We start from the raw sequence: 12,753 nt of genomic DNA on the forward strand, positions 1-12,753 counted from the left end.
AACAATGGAGGAAAAGTCAGTGTTGAAGAAAATGACGATTGCCGCAGCGGTGTCCGCCGTCACGCTATTGGCTGCCACCCAGGCCAGCATGGCGCAGACCAAGCTCAAATGGGCCCATGTCTACGAGACCTCCGAGCCGTTCCACACGGCGTCGGTATGGGCCGCCCAGGAGATCGGCAAGCGCACCAACGGGCGATATGCGATCGACGTCTATCCGGCCTCGCAGCTCGGCAAGGAGGCCGACATCAACCAGGGCCTGTCGCTCGGCTCGGTCGACATCATCATCTCCGGCTCGAGCTTCGCGGCCAAAAGCTTCCCGCCGATCGGCGTGACCTATTATCCCTACACCTTCCGCGATGCCGACCATCTGCTCGCCTACACCAAGAGCGACATCTTCAAGGAGCTCGCCAAGGGTTATGAGGACAAGAGCGGCCACCACATCGTCGCGGTGACCTATTACGGCGTGCGCCAGACCTCGTCGAACAAGCCGATCAAGACCTGCGCCGACATGAAGGGCCTGAAGATGCGCGTGCCCGACGTGCCGGCCTATCTCGCCATGCCGCGCGCCTGCGGCGCCAACACCGCGCCGATCGCCTTCGCCGAAGTCTATCTCGCGCTCCAGAACGGCACCGTCGAGGCGCAGGAGAATCCGCTGACCACGATCGAGGCCAAGAAGTTCTACGAGGTGCAGAAGCACATCGTGCTGACCGGCCACATCGTCGATCACCTCAACACCGTGATCGCCGGCGCGCTGTGGAAGAAGCTGTCCGACGAGGACAAGAAGATCTTCACCGACGTCGCGCAGGAGGCCGCCGCCAAGGCCACCGGCGAGATCAAGCAGAACGAGGCCAAGCTGGTCGCCTTCTTCAAGGAGAAGGGCCTGACCGTGACCGAGGTCGACAAGAACGAGTTCCGCGACACCGTGCTGAAGAACGTCTCGTTCGAGACCTTTGGCTATCGCAAGGCCGACTGGGAAAAGATCCAGGCGGTGAAGTGACGACGTAGTCGTCATCCCGGGGCGGTCCGCAGGACCGAACCTACGGTGCGCAATTGCGCACCTGAGATTTCGAGGTTCCGGGTTCTCGCTTCGCGAGCCCCGGAACGACGTTCAGGTCCCCTAGGAGTACCCCCCATGTCCACCGCCGAAATCCACCGGCAGATCACCGCGGATGAGATCGCCCACACTTTCGAGGAGGAGGCGACGCCGAAGGTCGATCTCGGCGTCTACGCGTTCGAGGACTGGGTGGCGCTGGCGATCTTCTGGGTGATGGCGCTCGCCGTCTTCCTGCAGTTCTTCACCCGCTACGTGCTCAACGACAGCTATGCCTGGACCGAGGAGATCGCGACCTATTGCCTGATCGGCGTGGTGTTCATCGGCGCCTCGATGTGCGTGCGGCTGTCGCGGCACATCCAGGTCGATCTCGTCTACCGCTATCTGCCGCATCTCCTGGGGCGTGCACTGTCGACGGTGATCGATCTGATCCGGATCGCCTTCTTCGGCTACGCCATCAAGCTGGTCTGGGTCTACATCCAGATCATCGGCGACGAGCAGATGACCACCATCAATCTCCCCAAGGACTCCGTCTATTACGCCGTATTGCTCGGCTTCGTGCTGATGTTCGCGCGCTCCGTGCAGGTGGGCATCCAGAACTGGCGGCAGGGCTACTCGGTCCTCGAACGTCCCGGTGCCTACGACGGATCGGAAGGATAAAATCATGCTGCTGTTGCTCGGAGGCTTTCTCGTCCTGATGCTGCTCGGCGTTCCCGTGGCGATTGCCATGGCCGCGTCGTCGCTGCTCTACATCCTGGTCAGCGGCGTGACTCCCGACGTCACGCTGGCGCAGCGCATGATCGCCGGCGTCGAGAGCTTTCCGCTGCTCGCCGTGCCGTTCTTCATCCTGGCCGGCAATCTCATGAACATCGCCGGCGTTACCGGGCGCATCTACAAATTCGCCGTGGCGCTGGTGGGATGGATGCGCGGCGGCCTCGGTCACGTCAACATCATCGGTTCGGTGATCTTCTCCGGCATGTCCGGCACCGCGATCGCGGACGCCGCCGGTCTCGGCACCATCGAGATCAAGGCGATGAAGGACCACGGCTACTCCACCGAATTCTCGGTCGGCGTCACCGCGGCCTCGGCGACGCTCGGGCCGATCATCCCGCCGTCGCTGCCCTTCGTGATCTACGGCATGATGGCCAACGTCTCGATCGGCGCGCTGTTCCTCGGCGGCGTCATTCCCGGCGTCGTGCTGACGCTGTTCATGATGGCGACCGTCACCTATTTCGCGCGCAAGAACAAATGGGGCAGCGATACGCCGTTCTCCTGGCCGCAGCTCGGCTCGGCCGGCCTCGAGATCCTGATCGTGCTGTCGTTCCCGATGGCGATCTGGCTGATGGTGCTCGCCGGCCTCTCGGTCAACGTGGCGGTGGTGATCGGGCTCGGCACGTTGCTGGCGATCGACTGGTACTTCGACTTCTCGGCGGTGATGGCGCTGATGGCGCCGGTGATCCTGATCGGCGGCATGACGCTCGGCTGGTTCACGCCGACGGAAGCTGCGGTTGCCGCGGTGATCTGGTCGCTGTTCCTCGGTCTCGTTCGCTACCGCACCATGACGTTCCAGACCGTCGCCAAGGCGACCTTCGACACCATCGAGACCACGGCCTCGGTGCTGTTCATCGTCACCGCCGCCTCGATCTTCGCCTGGCTGCTGACGGTGTCGCAGGCTGCGCAGATGCTGTCGGACTGGATGCTCAGCATCACCCACAACAAATGGGTGTTCCTGGCGCTCGCCAACGTGCTGATCCTGTTCGTCGGCTGTTTCATCGACACCACGGCGGCGATCACCATTCTGGTGCCGATCCTGCTGCCGATCGTGCTCAAGCTCGGCATCGACCCGATCCATTTCGGCCTGATCATGACGCTCAACCTGATGATCGGCCTGTTGCATCCGCCGCTCGGGATGGTGCTGTTCGTGCTCGCCCGCGTGGCAAAACTCTCGGTCGAACGCACGACGGTGGCGATCCTGCCCTGGCTGGTGCCGCTGATGCTCGCACTGATCGCGATCACCTATATTCCCGACCTGACCCTCTGGCTGCCGAAATACATGGGACTTTCCAAATGACCTCGACTGCTCTCGCCGCAACCTTGTTCGGCCCTGAAGATCTGCGCATGGTCGAGCATCCGCTCGACAAGCTGGCATCGGGCATGGTGCGTATCCGCTTCGGCGCCGGCGGCATCTGCGGCTCGGACATGCATTACTTCCGTCATGCCCGGACCGGCGACTTCGTGGTGAAGTCGCCGCTGGTGCTCGGCCACGAGATCTCCGGCGAGGTCGTGGAGATCGCGGGCACCGCAGCCAACCTGAAGGTCGGCGACCGCGTCGCCGTCAACCCGTCGCGCTGGTGCGGCCATTGCGTCGCCTGCCGCGAGGGCCGGCCGAACCTGTGCGAGAACATCTACTTCATGGGCTCGGCCTCGAAGACGCCGCACATGCAGGGCGGCTTCGCCAATTATTTCGATGCGGTCCCCGCGCAATGCGTGAAGATTCCGGACCACGTCTCCTATCAAGCCGCAGCGCTGGCCGAGCCGCTCGCGGTCTGCCTGCACGCGGTCGCGCGCGCCGGCAACATCGAGGGCAAGCGCGGCATCATCTTCGGTGCCGGCCCGATCGGGCTTCTGACCATGCTCGCCGCGCATCGCGCCGGCATGGCCGACGTCACGGTGGCCGACATCGCGCCGGCACCGCTGGCCTTCGCGACCCGGCTCGGGGCGTCGCATGTCGAGAACGTCTCGGGCGGCGAGGAGGGCCTGAAGGCGCAGGCCGCCGCGCGTCCCTACGATGTTGCGTTCGAGGTCTCGGGCACGGCCGCGGGCCTTGCCAGTGCCATCGGCATCGTCAGGCGTGGCGGCGTCGTGGTGCAGATCGGTAATCTGCCGGGCGGCCAGATCCCGACGCCGTCGAATGCCGTGATGGCCAAGGAGATCGACCTGCGCGGCTCGTTCCGCTTCGGCCTCGAATTCATGACCGCGGTGGAACTGATTTCCGCCGGCAGCGTCGACGTGCTGTCGCTGGTCACCGCCGAGCGTCCGTTGTCCACCGCGCCCGACGCGTTGCGGCTGGCGCTTGACCGCTCGCAGAGCGTCAAGGTCGTGCTGACCGCGAACTGAGTGGAGAGACCAGATGATGCTCGAAGGTTGGCGCTGGTACGGACCGGATGATCCGGTCTCGCTCGACGACGTCAGGCAGGCCGGGGCGAGCGACATCGTCTCGGCGCTGCATCAGGTGCCGATCGGGGAGGCCTGGACGCGCAAGGCGGTCGAGGAGCGCAAGAACTTCATCGAGAACGGCCAGCCGGGGCGATCGCAACTGACCTGGTCGGTGGTGGAATCGATTCCGATCCCCGACGACGTCAAGCGGCTCGGCGGAAAGGCCACGAAATCGATCGAGGCGTGGATCGCGAGCATGGAAGCGGTGGCAGCTTCCGGCATCAAGATCATCTGCTACAATTTCATGCCCGTGGTCGATTGGTGCCGCACCGATCTCGAATGGGAGCTGCCGAACGGCGCCCGCGCCATGCGCTTCGACCAGGACCGCTTTGCCGCCTTCGAGCTGCACATCCTGAAGCGTCCGGCCGCTGTGCAGGACTATTCGCCCGAACAGCAGGCGCGCGCGAAAGCGCTGTTCGAGCAGATGAGCCAGGCCGACATCGACTATCTCGTCATGGTCATCGCAAGCGCATTGCCTGGCTCGACCACCGAGCCGATGACGATCCCGCAATTCCGCGACCGGCTGGCGACCTATCGCGACATCACGCCTGAGATCCTGAGGCGGCATCTCGCCGAGTTCCTGGCGCGCGTCACGCCGGTGGCCGAGCAGCTCGGGGTGTCGCTGACGCTGCACCCGGACGATCCGCCGCGTCCGCTGTTCGGCCTGCCGCGCATTGCTTCCTCCGCCGAGGACTATCAGGCGCTGTTCGACGCCGTGCCGTCCAAAGCGAACGGCATCTGCCTGTGCACCGGTTCGCTCGGCGTGCGCGCGGAGAACAATCTGCCAGAGATGGCCGCGCGCTTCGGCCCGCGCATCGCCTTTGCGCATCTGCGCGCAACCAAGCGCGAGGCCGACGGGCTGTCGTTCTACGAGTCCGATCATCTCGACGGCGACGTCGACATGGTCGCGGTGCTCAAGGCGCTGCTGAAGGAGAATGCCGGGCGCTCGCCCGACAAGCGAATCGTGTTCCGGCCCGACCATGGCCACCGCATGCTCGACGATCTCGCGGCGACCAAGCGCACCAACCCCGGCTACACCGCCATCGGCCGCCTTCGCGGCCTCGCCGAGCTGCGCGGCGCGATCCGCGCGATCGAGCATCGGTGAGAGCGGTGTTGCGGGCTCTTCGCCTCTCCCCGCTTGCGGGGAGAGGCCGGATTGCATCGAAGATGCAATCCGGGTGAGGGGGACTCTCCGCGAGTCTCACTTTCGCCGTCCCCGCGGAGACCGCCCCTCACCCCAACCCTCTCCCCGCAAGCGGGGCGAGGGAGCACACCTCTGTCAATAACACGCGTCCATCGCGCCGAGCTTCGGATAAAGCCGGTCGATCGCGGCGATCTCGCCGTGCATCTGGGCGATGATCCAGTCGCGGATCTCGGCGGCGATGGGGCGCATCGGGCGGTTGCGCGGCGGCAGGAATTCGCAGATGCGGCGCGTGGTGGTGAGCCGGTCGGAGGCCGGGACCAGCGCGCCGGTCAGGAGCCAGTGGGAGGCGACCGTCAGCCAGCCGAGCGCGATGCCCTGACCGAGCAGGGCGGCCTGCACCACGACGGCATAATCGGTGAAGCTCAGGCCCTTGGCCGCGCCGCGGCGCCCGGTGAGGAGCGATGTGTAATCCGCGGCCCAGTCGCCCGGCGTCTCGGCGAGGCGAATGATGGTGTTGCCCTCGGCGGGGTCAGTCGCGCCGAGATAGCTCGGGCTGCACATCGGCAGCATGACTTCCTTCATGATCAGCGTGCCGCCCGACGAGGGCTCTTCGCGATCGCGAAAGCGCATGCCGAGGTCGACGTTCTCCACCGGCCCGCGCAGCGCGCCGGAGATCAGCTGGAAGCGCAGGTCGACTTGCGGAAACTGCTTCTGCAGCTTGTCGATCCGCGGCATCAGCCAGTGCGTGGTGAAGGCGGAGGAGACCGACAGCGTCACCGTCTCGGTGCCCTTGCGGCGGCGCTCGATCTCGACGAGGCCGCTCTCGATGCTGCGAAAGCCGTCGAGCACGCGGCGATAGAGCAATTCGCCTTCCTCGGTGAGCACGGCGCGGCCCGCCTTGCGGTCGAACAGGCGGACGCCGAGATGCTCCTCGAGCTGGCCGAGCATGCGGCTCACCGCCGGCTGCGTGACGTTCAATTCCGCGGCGGCGGCCGTGAAGCTGCCATTGCGCGCCGCTGCGTCGAAGACGAACAGGGCGTTGCTCGACGGCAGCATGCGGCGGAGCTCGGGCATAACGTCATGTTATGGGCGCGGTGAGAATTTGGCAATTGCCGGATTTTGCCAAGTCTGTTGTCATTGGCATCACAGCCTAAAGACAGGGTGTTCGGAAGAGGATTTGGTGCGGCGCACGCTGCGTCGCGGAATGCTCCGGAACGATGTCTATAAAGCAGGCTTATGGCGCGCAGTGAGGCACGCCATTGCAGGGACGGGCGAGGTCGATCGTTGGACAAACGAGCGGAAAGCGTCGAGATCAGGTCCGCGAGCAAGGCCTACGGCCCCGTTCGCGCTCTCGACGACGTCTCGCTCAATGTCGGCGCCGGCGAATTCGTCTCGCTGCTCGGGCCCTCCGGCTCCGGCAAGACCACGCTGCTCGGCATTTTGGGCGGCTTCATCTTGCCGACGTCAGGCACCATTCTCTTTGGCGGCCGCGACGTCACCTACATGCCGCCGCACAAGCGGGACATCGGCGTCGTGTTCCAGAACTACGCGCTGTTCCCGCATATGAGCGTTGGCGAGAACGTCGCCTTTCCCCTGCGCGCGCGCCGGCTGCCGAAAGCGAGCTGGCCCGACAAGGTGCGGGCGGCGCTCGGCATGGTCGGGCTCTCCGGCTATGAAGAGCGCGGCATCGCGCAGCTCTCGGGCGGCCAGCGCCAGCGGGTCGCGCTCGCGCGCGCCATGATCTTCGAGCCGCGCCTGATCCTGATGGACGAGCCGCTCTCTGCGCTCGACAAGCAGCTGCGCGAGTCCATGCAGATCGAGCTGCGCGCGCTGCACAGGCGCATCCAGGCCACCATCATCTACGTCACCCATGACCAGCGCGAGGCGCTGACCATGAGCGACCGCGTCGCCGTGATGAAGGACGGCCGCCTGATCCAGATCGACGTGCCCGAGCGGCTGCACGACCATCCCGCCGATTCCTTCGTCGCGAGCTTCATCGGCGAGGCCACGATGCTGCCCGTCCGCCGCGTCGATGCCTCCAGCGTTGCGCTCGGCAATGCGCTGCTGCGCAGCGCCCGCCTCATTCCGGATGGCGATGCCCTGATGCTCGCCGTGCACAGCGAGAAACTGCTGATCGACGACGGCGCGCAGGATGGCGCCTGCAACCGGTTGACCGGAACGGTCACCGACATCGTCTATCAGGGCGAGAGCTTGCGCATCTTCCTTTCGCTTGCCGACGGCATCGCGCTCAGCCTGCGGCAGCCGAGCTACCACCAGGCCTACAGCCGCATTCCGCCGCTCGGCGGCCGCCTCACCGTCACCCTTCACCCCGAGGACACCATCGTCGTGCCCAGGGTGGACTGAAGCCAGCCTTGTCCAACCGAAGAGAAGAAACCGACATGTCGACCCAAGCCGCGTTCAGCAATTTCAAGGTTCTCACCTTCGACGTCGTCGGCACCCTGATCGATTTCGAGACCGGCGTGATCGACGCGGTGCGCAAGATCTCGGGCAAGACGCCGGCCGAGCTCAGCGACGACCAGATCTTCGAGCCCTACAAGCGCGGCCGCGACAAGCACTATGAGCGCTCCAGCGAGGCGATGTTCCACGTCTATCGCCATCTCGCCAAGGAGCTCGGCTTGCCTTCCGACGATGCCGCTTGCGACACGTTCCAGCTCGCGGTGCTGCGCTGGGGGCCGTTTTCGGATTCGGTCGAGGCGCTCAAGCGCCTGCGCACCCGGTTCCGCCTGGTCGCGATGACCAATGCCGATCGCGTCGCGCTGTCGGCTTATGCGCATGCGCTCGGCAATCCCTTCGACGACACCGTCTGCGCCGACGACACCGGCGTGGCCAAGCCCAACCCGGAATTCTTCGCCTACAACAAGGGCCGTCAGTCCGCCTTCGGCTACAAGCAGTCCGACATCCTGCACGTCGCGCAGAGCCAGTACCACGACATCGGGATTGCGCGGAAGCTCGGCTACAAGGTGTGCTGGATCGAGCGCCGCCAGGGCATCGCCGGCTTCGGCGGCACGCCGGCGGTGGAGACGCTGACCAAGCCGGACTTCCATTACCCGACGCTGAAGGCGCTCGCCGACGCGGCGATCGGGCCGGCGGCGTAGCATCGTGAGCGCGGGCATGACACGGGACTGGAGCGCCCTGCCATCGGTCAACTCGCTGTGGGAAGCCACGGCCGAGCCGGCGCGCGACTTTCCCGTGCTCTCGGGTGACCATCAGGCGGATGTGGTGATCATCGGGGCGGGCTACACCGGCCTGTCCGCCGCGCACCACATCGCCAAAAGCGGCCTCAGCCCCGTCGTGCTCGAGGCCAATCGCCCCGGCTGGGGCGCGAGCGGCCGCAACGGCGGCGTCATCACCGCGAAATTCCGTCTGTCGTTCCGCGAGGTCGACGCCGCGCACGGCCGCGCCATGGCGAAGCGCATGTACGAGATCGCGCATGAATCGACCGACATGGTCGAGGAGATGGTCTCCGAATACGGCATCGCCAGCGCGAACCTCGTGCGCACCGGCCAGGTCAAGGCCGCGCATAACGAGACGACGCTTCGGGCCGCGATCGACGAAGCCAACTGGATGACGCGCGAGATGGGCTCGGCCGAGGTTCGCATCCTCGACAGGGATGGCGTGCGCGAGGAGACCGGCTCGGACATCTTTGTCGGCGGCGTGCTCAATCCCGGCTCGGGTGGGATCCATCCGCTGAACTACCTGCGTGGGCTCGCGCAGGGCGTCGCGGGCCGCGGCGTGCCGATCTTCCAGGAATCCCCAGTCGTCAAGCTGCGGCGCGAGAAGGACCATATCGTCGCCGAAACGCCGCGCGGCACTGTGCGCGCCAAGCAGGCGATCATCGCCACCAACAGCTATTCCGATCTCACCGATGCCACCGCGCATCTGCAGCGCACGCTGGTCCCGTTTCGCAGCGCCATGGTCGCGACCGAGCAGCTGCCGCGCAATCTTGCGGGAAAGCTGATGCCGTCGGGGCGCACCTACACCGAGACCAAGCGCATGATGCGCTGGTTCCGCATGGTCGACAACCGCGTCATCTTCGGCGGCCGCGGCGCGTTCGGCAAAGAGGACTCGCAGGCCGCGTTCGATGCCTTGCACAAGGCCATGGTCGGTATCTTCCCTGATCTCGCCGACATCCCGCTTGCCTACAAATGGTCGGGCCTCGTGGCGATGACGCTGGATTCGGTGCCGCATATCGGCCGGCTCGACGACCGCACGCTGGTTTCGCTGGGCTACAACGGCGCCGGCGTTGCGATGTCGAGCCTGATGGGGCGCTATCTCGCCGCCTTCGTGCGCGGCGAGACGCCTGACGTCGGCCTGCTCGATATCGCCCGCATGAAGAGGATTCCGTTCTATCCGCTGCGCGAGCCCGCCGTGCGCATGGTCGCGGGCTGGTACCAGTTTCTCGATGCGATCGGTCAGTGAGATCATTTGGAGGAGGTGAGGATGACGATGACGCGGAAGTTTGGATTGGGCGGCGCGCTGCTGGGCGCAATCGGATTTGCCACTGCGGCTGAGGCCGCCGAGCAGATCACCTTCGTCTCGCAAGGCGGCGCCTATCAGCAGGCGCAGACGGTGGCGATCCTCGATCCCTCCGCCAAGAAGCTCGGCATCACCATCAACCAGGATTCCATTCCCGACGCCTGGCCCGCGATCAAGACGCAGGTCGGCAGCGGCAAGCCGATCTGGGACGTCGTCGACACCCCGACCGGCAACTGCCTGCGTGGCGGCGAGCAGGGGCTGATGGAGAAGCTCGACTTCTCGAAAATTCCGAACGGCGCGGCGATGCCTGAGGCGTATCGCAGTCCCTATTCGGTGTCCTACGAGTTCTATTCCAGCGTGCTGGCCTACAGCCAGAAGACCTTCCCGAAGGACGCGCCGAACAGCTGGGCCGATTTCTGGGACGTCAAGAAATTCCCCGGCCGCCGCGCGCTGCGCAACCATCCGTTCGCAACGCTGGAGGCCGCGCTGATGGCCGACGGCGTCGCGCCCGACAAGCTGTATCCGCTCGACGTCGACCGCGCCTTCAAGAAGCTGGAGGAAATCAAGCCGCACATCACGGTGTGGTGGACCTCGGGCGCGCAATCGGCGCAGCTGCTCAACGACGGCGAGGTCGATATGGAGATGGCCTGGAACGGCCGTGTCAGCGCCGTCGCCAAGGAAGGCGCCAAAGTGTCCTTCACCTACAACCAGGGCGTCCTGCAGAGCACCTCGCTCTGTATCCTCAAGGGTGCGCCGAATCTCGCGACTGCCGTGAAGTTTCTCAACGAGGCGGTCGATCCCGTGCATCAGGCCAATCTGCCGCTGCAGATCGATTATGGTCCGGGCAATCCCAAGGCGTTCGAGACGAGCGTGATCAAGCCCGAGCGCGCCGCGCAATTGCCGAGTGAGCCGGCCAATGCCGCCAAGCAGGCGCTGATGTCCTACGTCTGGTGGTCCTCGCCCGCCGGCGAAGCCGCCGAGAAGCGCTGGGCCTCTTTCATGCAGAAGTGAGCGAGATCGACCTTGGCGACATCCGTGCCAGATCCCTCCGAGAAGCATCAGTGCCGTGAACACGGCCTGATGCTGGCCTTGGTGTCGCCGGCCCTGTTGGTGATCCTGGCTCTGATCGTGCTGCCGGTCGGCTGGCTCGCCTGGCAGTCGATCTATCACGACGGCTTCACGCTGGAGAACTACCGCCGCGTCTTCACCGAGGACATCTATTGGCGCAGCTTCGCGCTGACCTTCGAGATCAGCCTCGCGGTCACCGTGATCGCACTGCTGCTCGGCTATCCCGTCGCCTATCTCGCCAACTCCGTGCCGAAGGGCTGGAGCATCCTGATCCTGTCGCTGGTCGTGCTGCCGTTCTGGACCAGCGTGCTGGTGCGCGCTTATGCCTGGCTGGCGCTGCTGCAGCGCACCGGCGTGATCAACCAGTTTTTGCGCTATCTCGACGTGATCTCCGAGCCGCTGGCGCTGGTCCACAACACCTTCGGCACGGTGGTTGCGACCGTGCACATCCTGCTGCCCTTCATGGTGCTGCCGCTCTATGCGACCATGCAGAAGATCCCGTCCGATCTCATGCAGGCCGGCGCCAGCCTCGGCGCAAGCCCGTCGCTGACATTCCTCCGCGTGTTCCTGCCGCTGTCGCTGCCCGGCGTGCTCGCCGGCTGCACCATGGTGTTCGTGCTCTGCCTCGGCTTCTACATCACGCCGGAGCTGCTCGGCGGCGGCCGTACCGTGATGGTGTCGATGCTGGTGAGCCGCAACGTCGAGCTCTACAACCAGTTCGGCGCGGCCAGCGCGGTCGCGGTGGTGCTGCTGCTCAGCGTGCTCGCGATCTTCTTCGTGGTGAGCCGCTTCATTTCGCTCGATCGGGTGCTGGGGCAGAAATGATGCGCGTCTCGCCCGCCCGGATCGCCCTCTACGTGATCAGCGCGCTGGTGCTGGTCTATCTGATCCTGCCCGTGCTGATCATCGCGCCGATATCATTCTCCGGCGCGCGCTTCCTGACCTTCCCGCCGCCGTCGTTCTCGACGCGCTGGTATCAGCAATACTTCTCCAATCCGGCCTGGATGCAGGCAACGCAGGTGACGCTGACGGTCGCGCTGCTGACGGTGGCGATCGCAACGCCGTGCGGGGTTGCGGCCGCCTACGCCATCAGCCAGTCAAAGCTGCGAGTCATGCGGCTGATTCATATGACGCTGCTGCTGCCGCTGGTGGTGCCTGTTATCATCACCGCGGTCGGCATCTTCTTCGTCTATGCCAAGGTCGGCCTGGTCGCGACCATGCCTGGCCTCGTGCTGGCGAACGTGATGCTGGGCTTGCCCTATGTCGTCATTTCGGTGCTGGCAGGCCTGCAGAGCTTCGATCCCGCGCAGGAGATGGTGGCGCGCAGCCTCGGCATGAACCGCCTGCGCAGCTTCTTCGCGGTGACGCTGCCGCAGATCAAGTCCAGCGTGATCGCCGGCGGTATCTTCGCCTTCATCTCGGCGATGGACGAGACCATCGTCGCGCTGTTCATCTCCGGCGGCCAGTACCAGCCGCTGACCAAGCGCATGTTCACCGCGCTCCGCGACGAGATCGACCCCACGATCGCCGCGATCTCGACGCTGATGACCGCGGCGTCCTTCATGCTGGTGCTGCTGGCGAGCGCGCGGCAGAAGAAGAGCGGGTGAGGGGAGCCGCGAGCGCTCATCCGTCCCCGTCACCCTGAGGGGCGCGCTCTGCGGCGCGTCAGCGTCGCAGGGCAAGCCTCGAAGGGCGACGGCCCGCCTGTATCAGCTCGGCCGTGCATCCTTCGAGGCTCCCGGCGCGATGCTGTGCGCATCGCGCCACTCGCACCTCA

12 protein-coding genes are annotated in these 12,753 nt (G+C 65.4%); 11 read left to right on the plus strand and 1 reads right to left on the minus strand.

From position 1 onward, the window contains the following. Positions 1-31 precede the first annotated feature (31 nt). The 5 genes from Q0743_RS15690 to uxuA all read left to right on the plus strand — a co-directional run bounded on the left by Q0743_RS15690 (position 32) and on the right by uxuA (position 5,372). Positions 32-997, plus strand: coding sequence for a sialic acid TRAP transporter substrate-binding protein SiaP (locus tag Q0743_RS15690; RefSeq protein ID WP_298242548.1), 966 nt, complete (start codon positions 32-34; stop codon positions 995-997). Between the two features lie 135 nt (positions 998-1,132). Next, positions 1,133-1,711, plus strand: a complete 579-nt coding sequence (locus Q0743_RS15695) for a TRAP transporter small permease (protein WP_298242420.1) — start codon at positions 1,133-1,135, stop codon at positions 1,709-1,711. 4 nt (positions 1,712-1,715) lie between these two features. Next, positions 1,716-3,122, plus strand: a complete 1,407-nt coding sequence (locus Q0743_RS15700) for a TRAP transporter large permease (RefSeq protein WP_298242421.1) — start codon at positions 1,716-1,718, stop codon at positions 3,120-3,122. Continuing rightward, complete coding sequence (locus Q0743_RS15705; protein ID WP_298242422.1) at positions 3,119-4,168, plus strand: L-idonate 5-dehydrogenase; 1,050 nt, start codon at positions 3,119-3,121, stop codon at positions 4,166-4,168. Before Q0743_RS15700 ends, Q0743_RS15705 begins: the two co-directional genes overlap by 4 nt. 13 nt (positions 4,169-4,181) lie before the next feature. Further along, positions 4,182-5,372: a mannonate dehydratase gene (gene uxuA / locus Q0743_RS15710; RefSeq protein WP_298242423.1), complete on the plus strand. Its 1,191-nt coding sequence runs from the start codon at positions 4,182-4,184 to the stop codon at positions 5,370-5,372. Positions 5,373-5,546: 174 nt separating this feature from the next. Here the strand turns inward: uxuA and Q0743_RS15715 are convergent, their stop codons facing one another. Next, positions 5,547-6,485, minus strand: a complete 939-nt coding sequence (locus Q0743_RS15715; protein ID WP_298242424.1) for a LysR family transcriptional regulator — start codon at positions 6,483-6,485, stop codon at positions 5,547-5,549. A 210-nt stretch (positions 6,486-6,695) separates the two neighbouring features. Between Q0743_RS15715 and Q0743_RS15720 the strand changes: the two genes are divergently transcribed. From Q0743_RS15720 to Q0743_RS15745, 6 genes are all read left to right on the plus strand, one after another. Next, positions 6,696-7,775: an ABC transporter ATP-binding protein gene (locus tag Q0743_RS15720; RefSeq protein WP_298242425.1), complete on the plus strand. Its 1,080-nt coding sequence runs from the start codon at positions 6,696-6,698 to the stop codon at positions 7,773-7,775. A 35-nt stretch (positions 7,776-7,810) separates the two neighbouring features. After that, a complete protein-coding gene (locus tag Q0743_RS15725; RefSeq protein ID WP_298242426.1) occupies positions 7,811-8,527 on the plus strand; it encodes an HAD family hydrolase in 717 nt (238 codons plus the stop codon). Between the two features lie 16 nt (positions 8,528-8,543). Further along, entirely contained in the window at positions 8,544-9,851 is a 1,308-nt protein-coding gene (locus tag Q0743_RS15730; RefSeq protein ID WP_298242427.1) for an FAD-binding oxidoreductase, read from the plus strand. Between the two features lie 21 nt (positions 9,852-9,872). Beyond that, positions 9,873-10,919 carry an ABC transporter substrate-binding protein gene (locus tag Q0743_RS15735; protein ID WP_298242428.1) on the plus strand — a complete coding sequence of 349 codons (1,047 nt, stop codon included), beginning with the start codon at positions 9,873-9,875 and terminating at the stop codon, positions 10,917-10,919. A gap of 69 nt (positions 10,920-10,988) precedes the next feature. Then, positions 10,989-11,801, plus strand: coding sequence for an ABC transporter permease (locus Q0743_RS15740; RefSeq protein ID WP_298242549.1), 813 nt, complete (start codon positions 10,989-10,991; stop codon positions 11,799-11,801). Then, on the plus strand, positions 11,798-12,583 hold the full coding sequence (locus tag Q0743_RS15745) for an ABC transporter permease (protein WP_298242429.1): 786 nt from the start codon (positions 11,798-11,800) through the stop codon (positions 12,581-12,583). Before Q0743_RS15740 ends, Q0743_RS15745 begins: the two co-directional genes overlap by 4 nt. Positions 12,584-12,753 lie beyond the last annotated feature (170 nt).

The sequence above is a fragment of the uncultured Bradyrhizobium sp. genome, assembly GCF_936943645.1.
Lineage (GTDB): Bacteria > Pseudomonadota > Alphaproteobacteria > Rhizobiales > Xanthobacteraceae > Bradyrhizobium.

Bases quoted from the DNA above. Each gene is read 5' to 3' on its own strand.
- Q0743_RS15715 (WP_298242424.1), bottom strand. From the start codon at position 6,485: ATGCCCGAGCTCCGCCGCATGCTGCCGTCGAGCAACGCCCTGTTCGTC.
- Q0743_RS15705 (WP_298242422.1), top strand. From the start codon at position 3,119: ATGACCTCGACTGCTCTCGCCGCAACCTTGTTCGGCCCTGAAGATCTG.
- Q0743_RS15745 (WP_298242429.1), top strand. From the start codon at position 11,798: ATGATGCGCGTCTCGCCCGCCCGGATCGCCCTCTACGTGATCAGCGCG.
- Q0743_RS15725 (WP_298242426.1), top strand. From the start codon at position 7,811: ATGTCGACCCAAGCCGCGTTCAGCAATTTCAAGGTTCTCACCTTCGAC.
- Q0743_RS15695 (WP_298242420.1), top strand. From the start codon at position 1,133: ATGTCCACCGCCGAAATCCACCGGCAGATCACCGCGGATGAGATCGCC.
- Q0743_RS15730 (WP_298242427.1), top strand. From the start codon at position 8,544: ATGACACGGGACTGGAGCGCCCTGCCATCGGTCAACTCGCTGTGGGAA.
- uxuA (WP_298242423.1), top strand. From the start codon at position 4,182: ATGATGCTCGAAGGTTGGCGCTGGTACGGACCGGATGATCCGGTCTCG.
- Q0743_RS15690 (WP_298242548.1), top strand. From the start codon at position 32: ATGACGATTGCCGCAGCGGTGTCCGCCGTCACGCTATTGGCTGCCACC.
- Q0743_RS15700 (WP_298242421.1), top strand. From the start codon at position 1,716: ATGCTGCTGTTGCTCGGAGGCTTTCTCGTCCTGATGCTGCTCGGCGTT.
- Q0743_RS15735 (WP_298242428.1), top strand. From the start codon at position 9,873: ATGACGATGACGCGGAAGTTTGGATTGGGCGGCGCGCTGCTGGGCGCA.
- Q0743_RS15740 (WP_298242549.1), top strand. From the start codon at position 10,989: ATGCTGGCCTTGGTGTCGCCGGCCCTGTTGGTGATCCTGGCTCTGATC.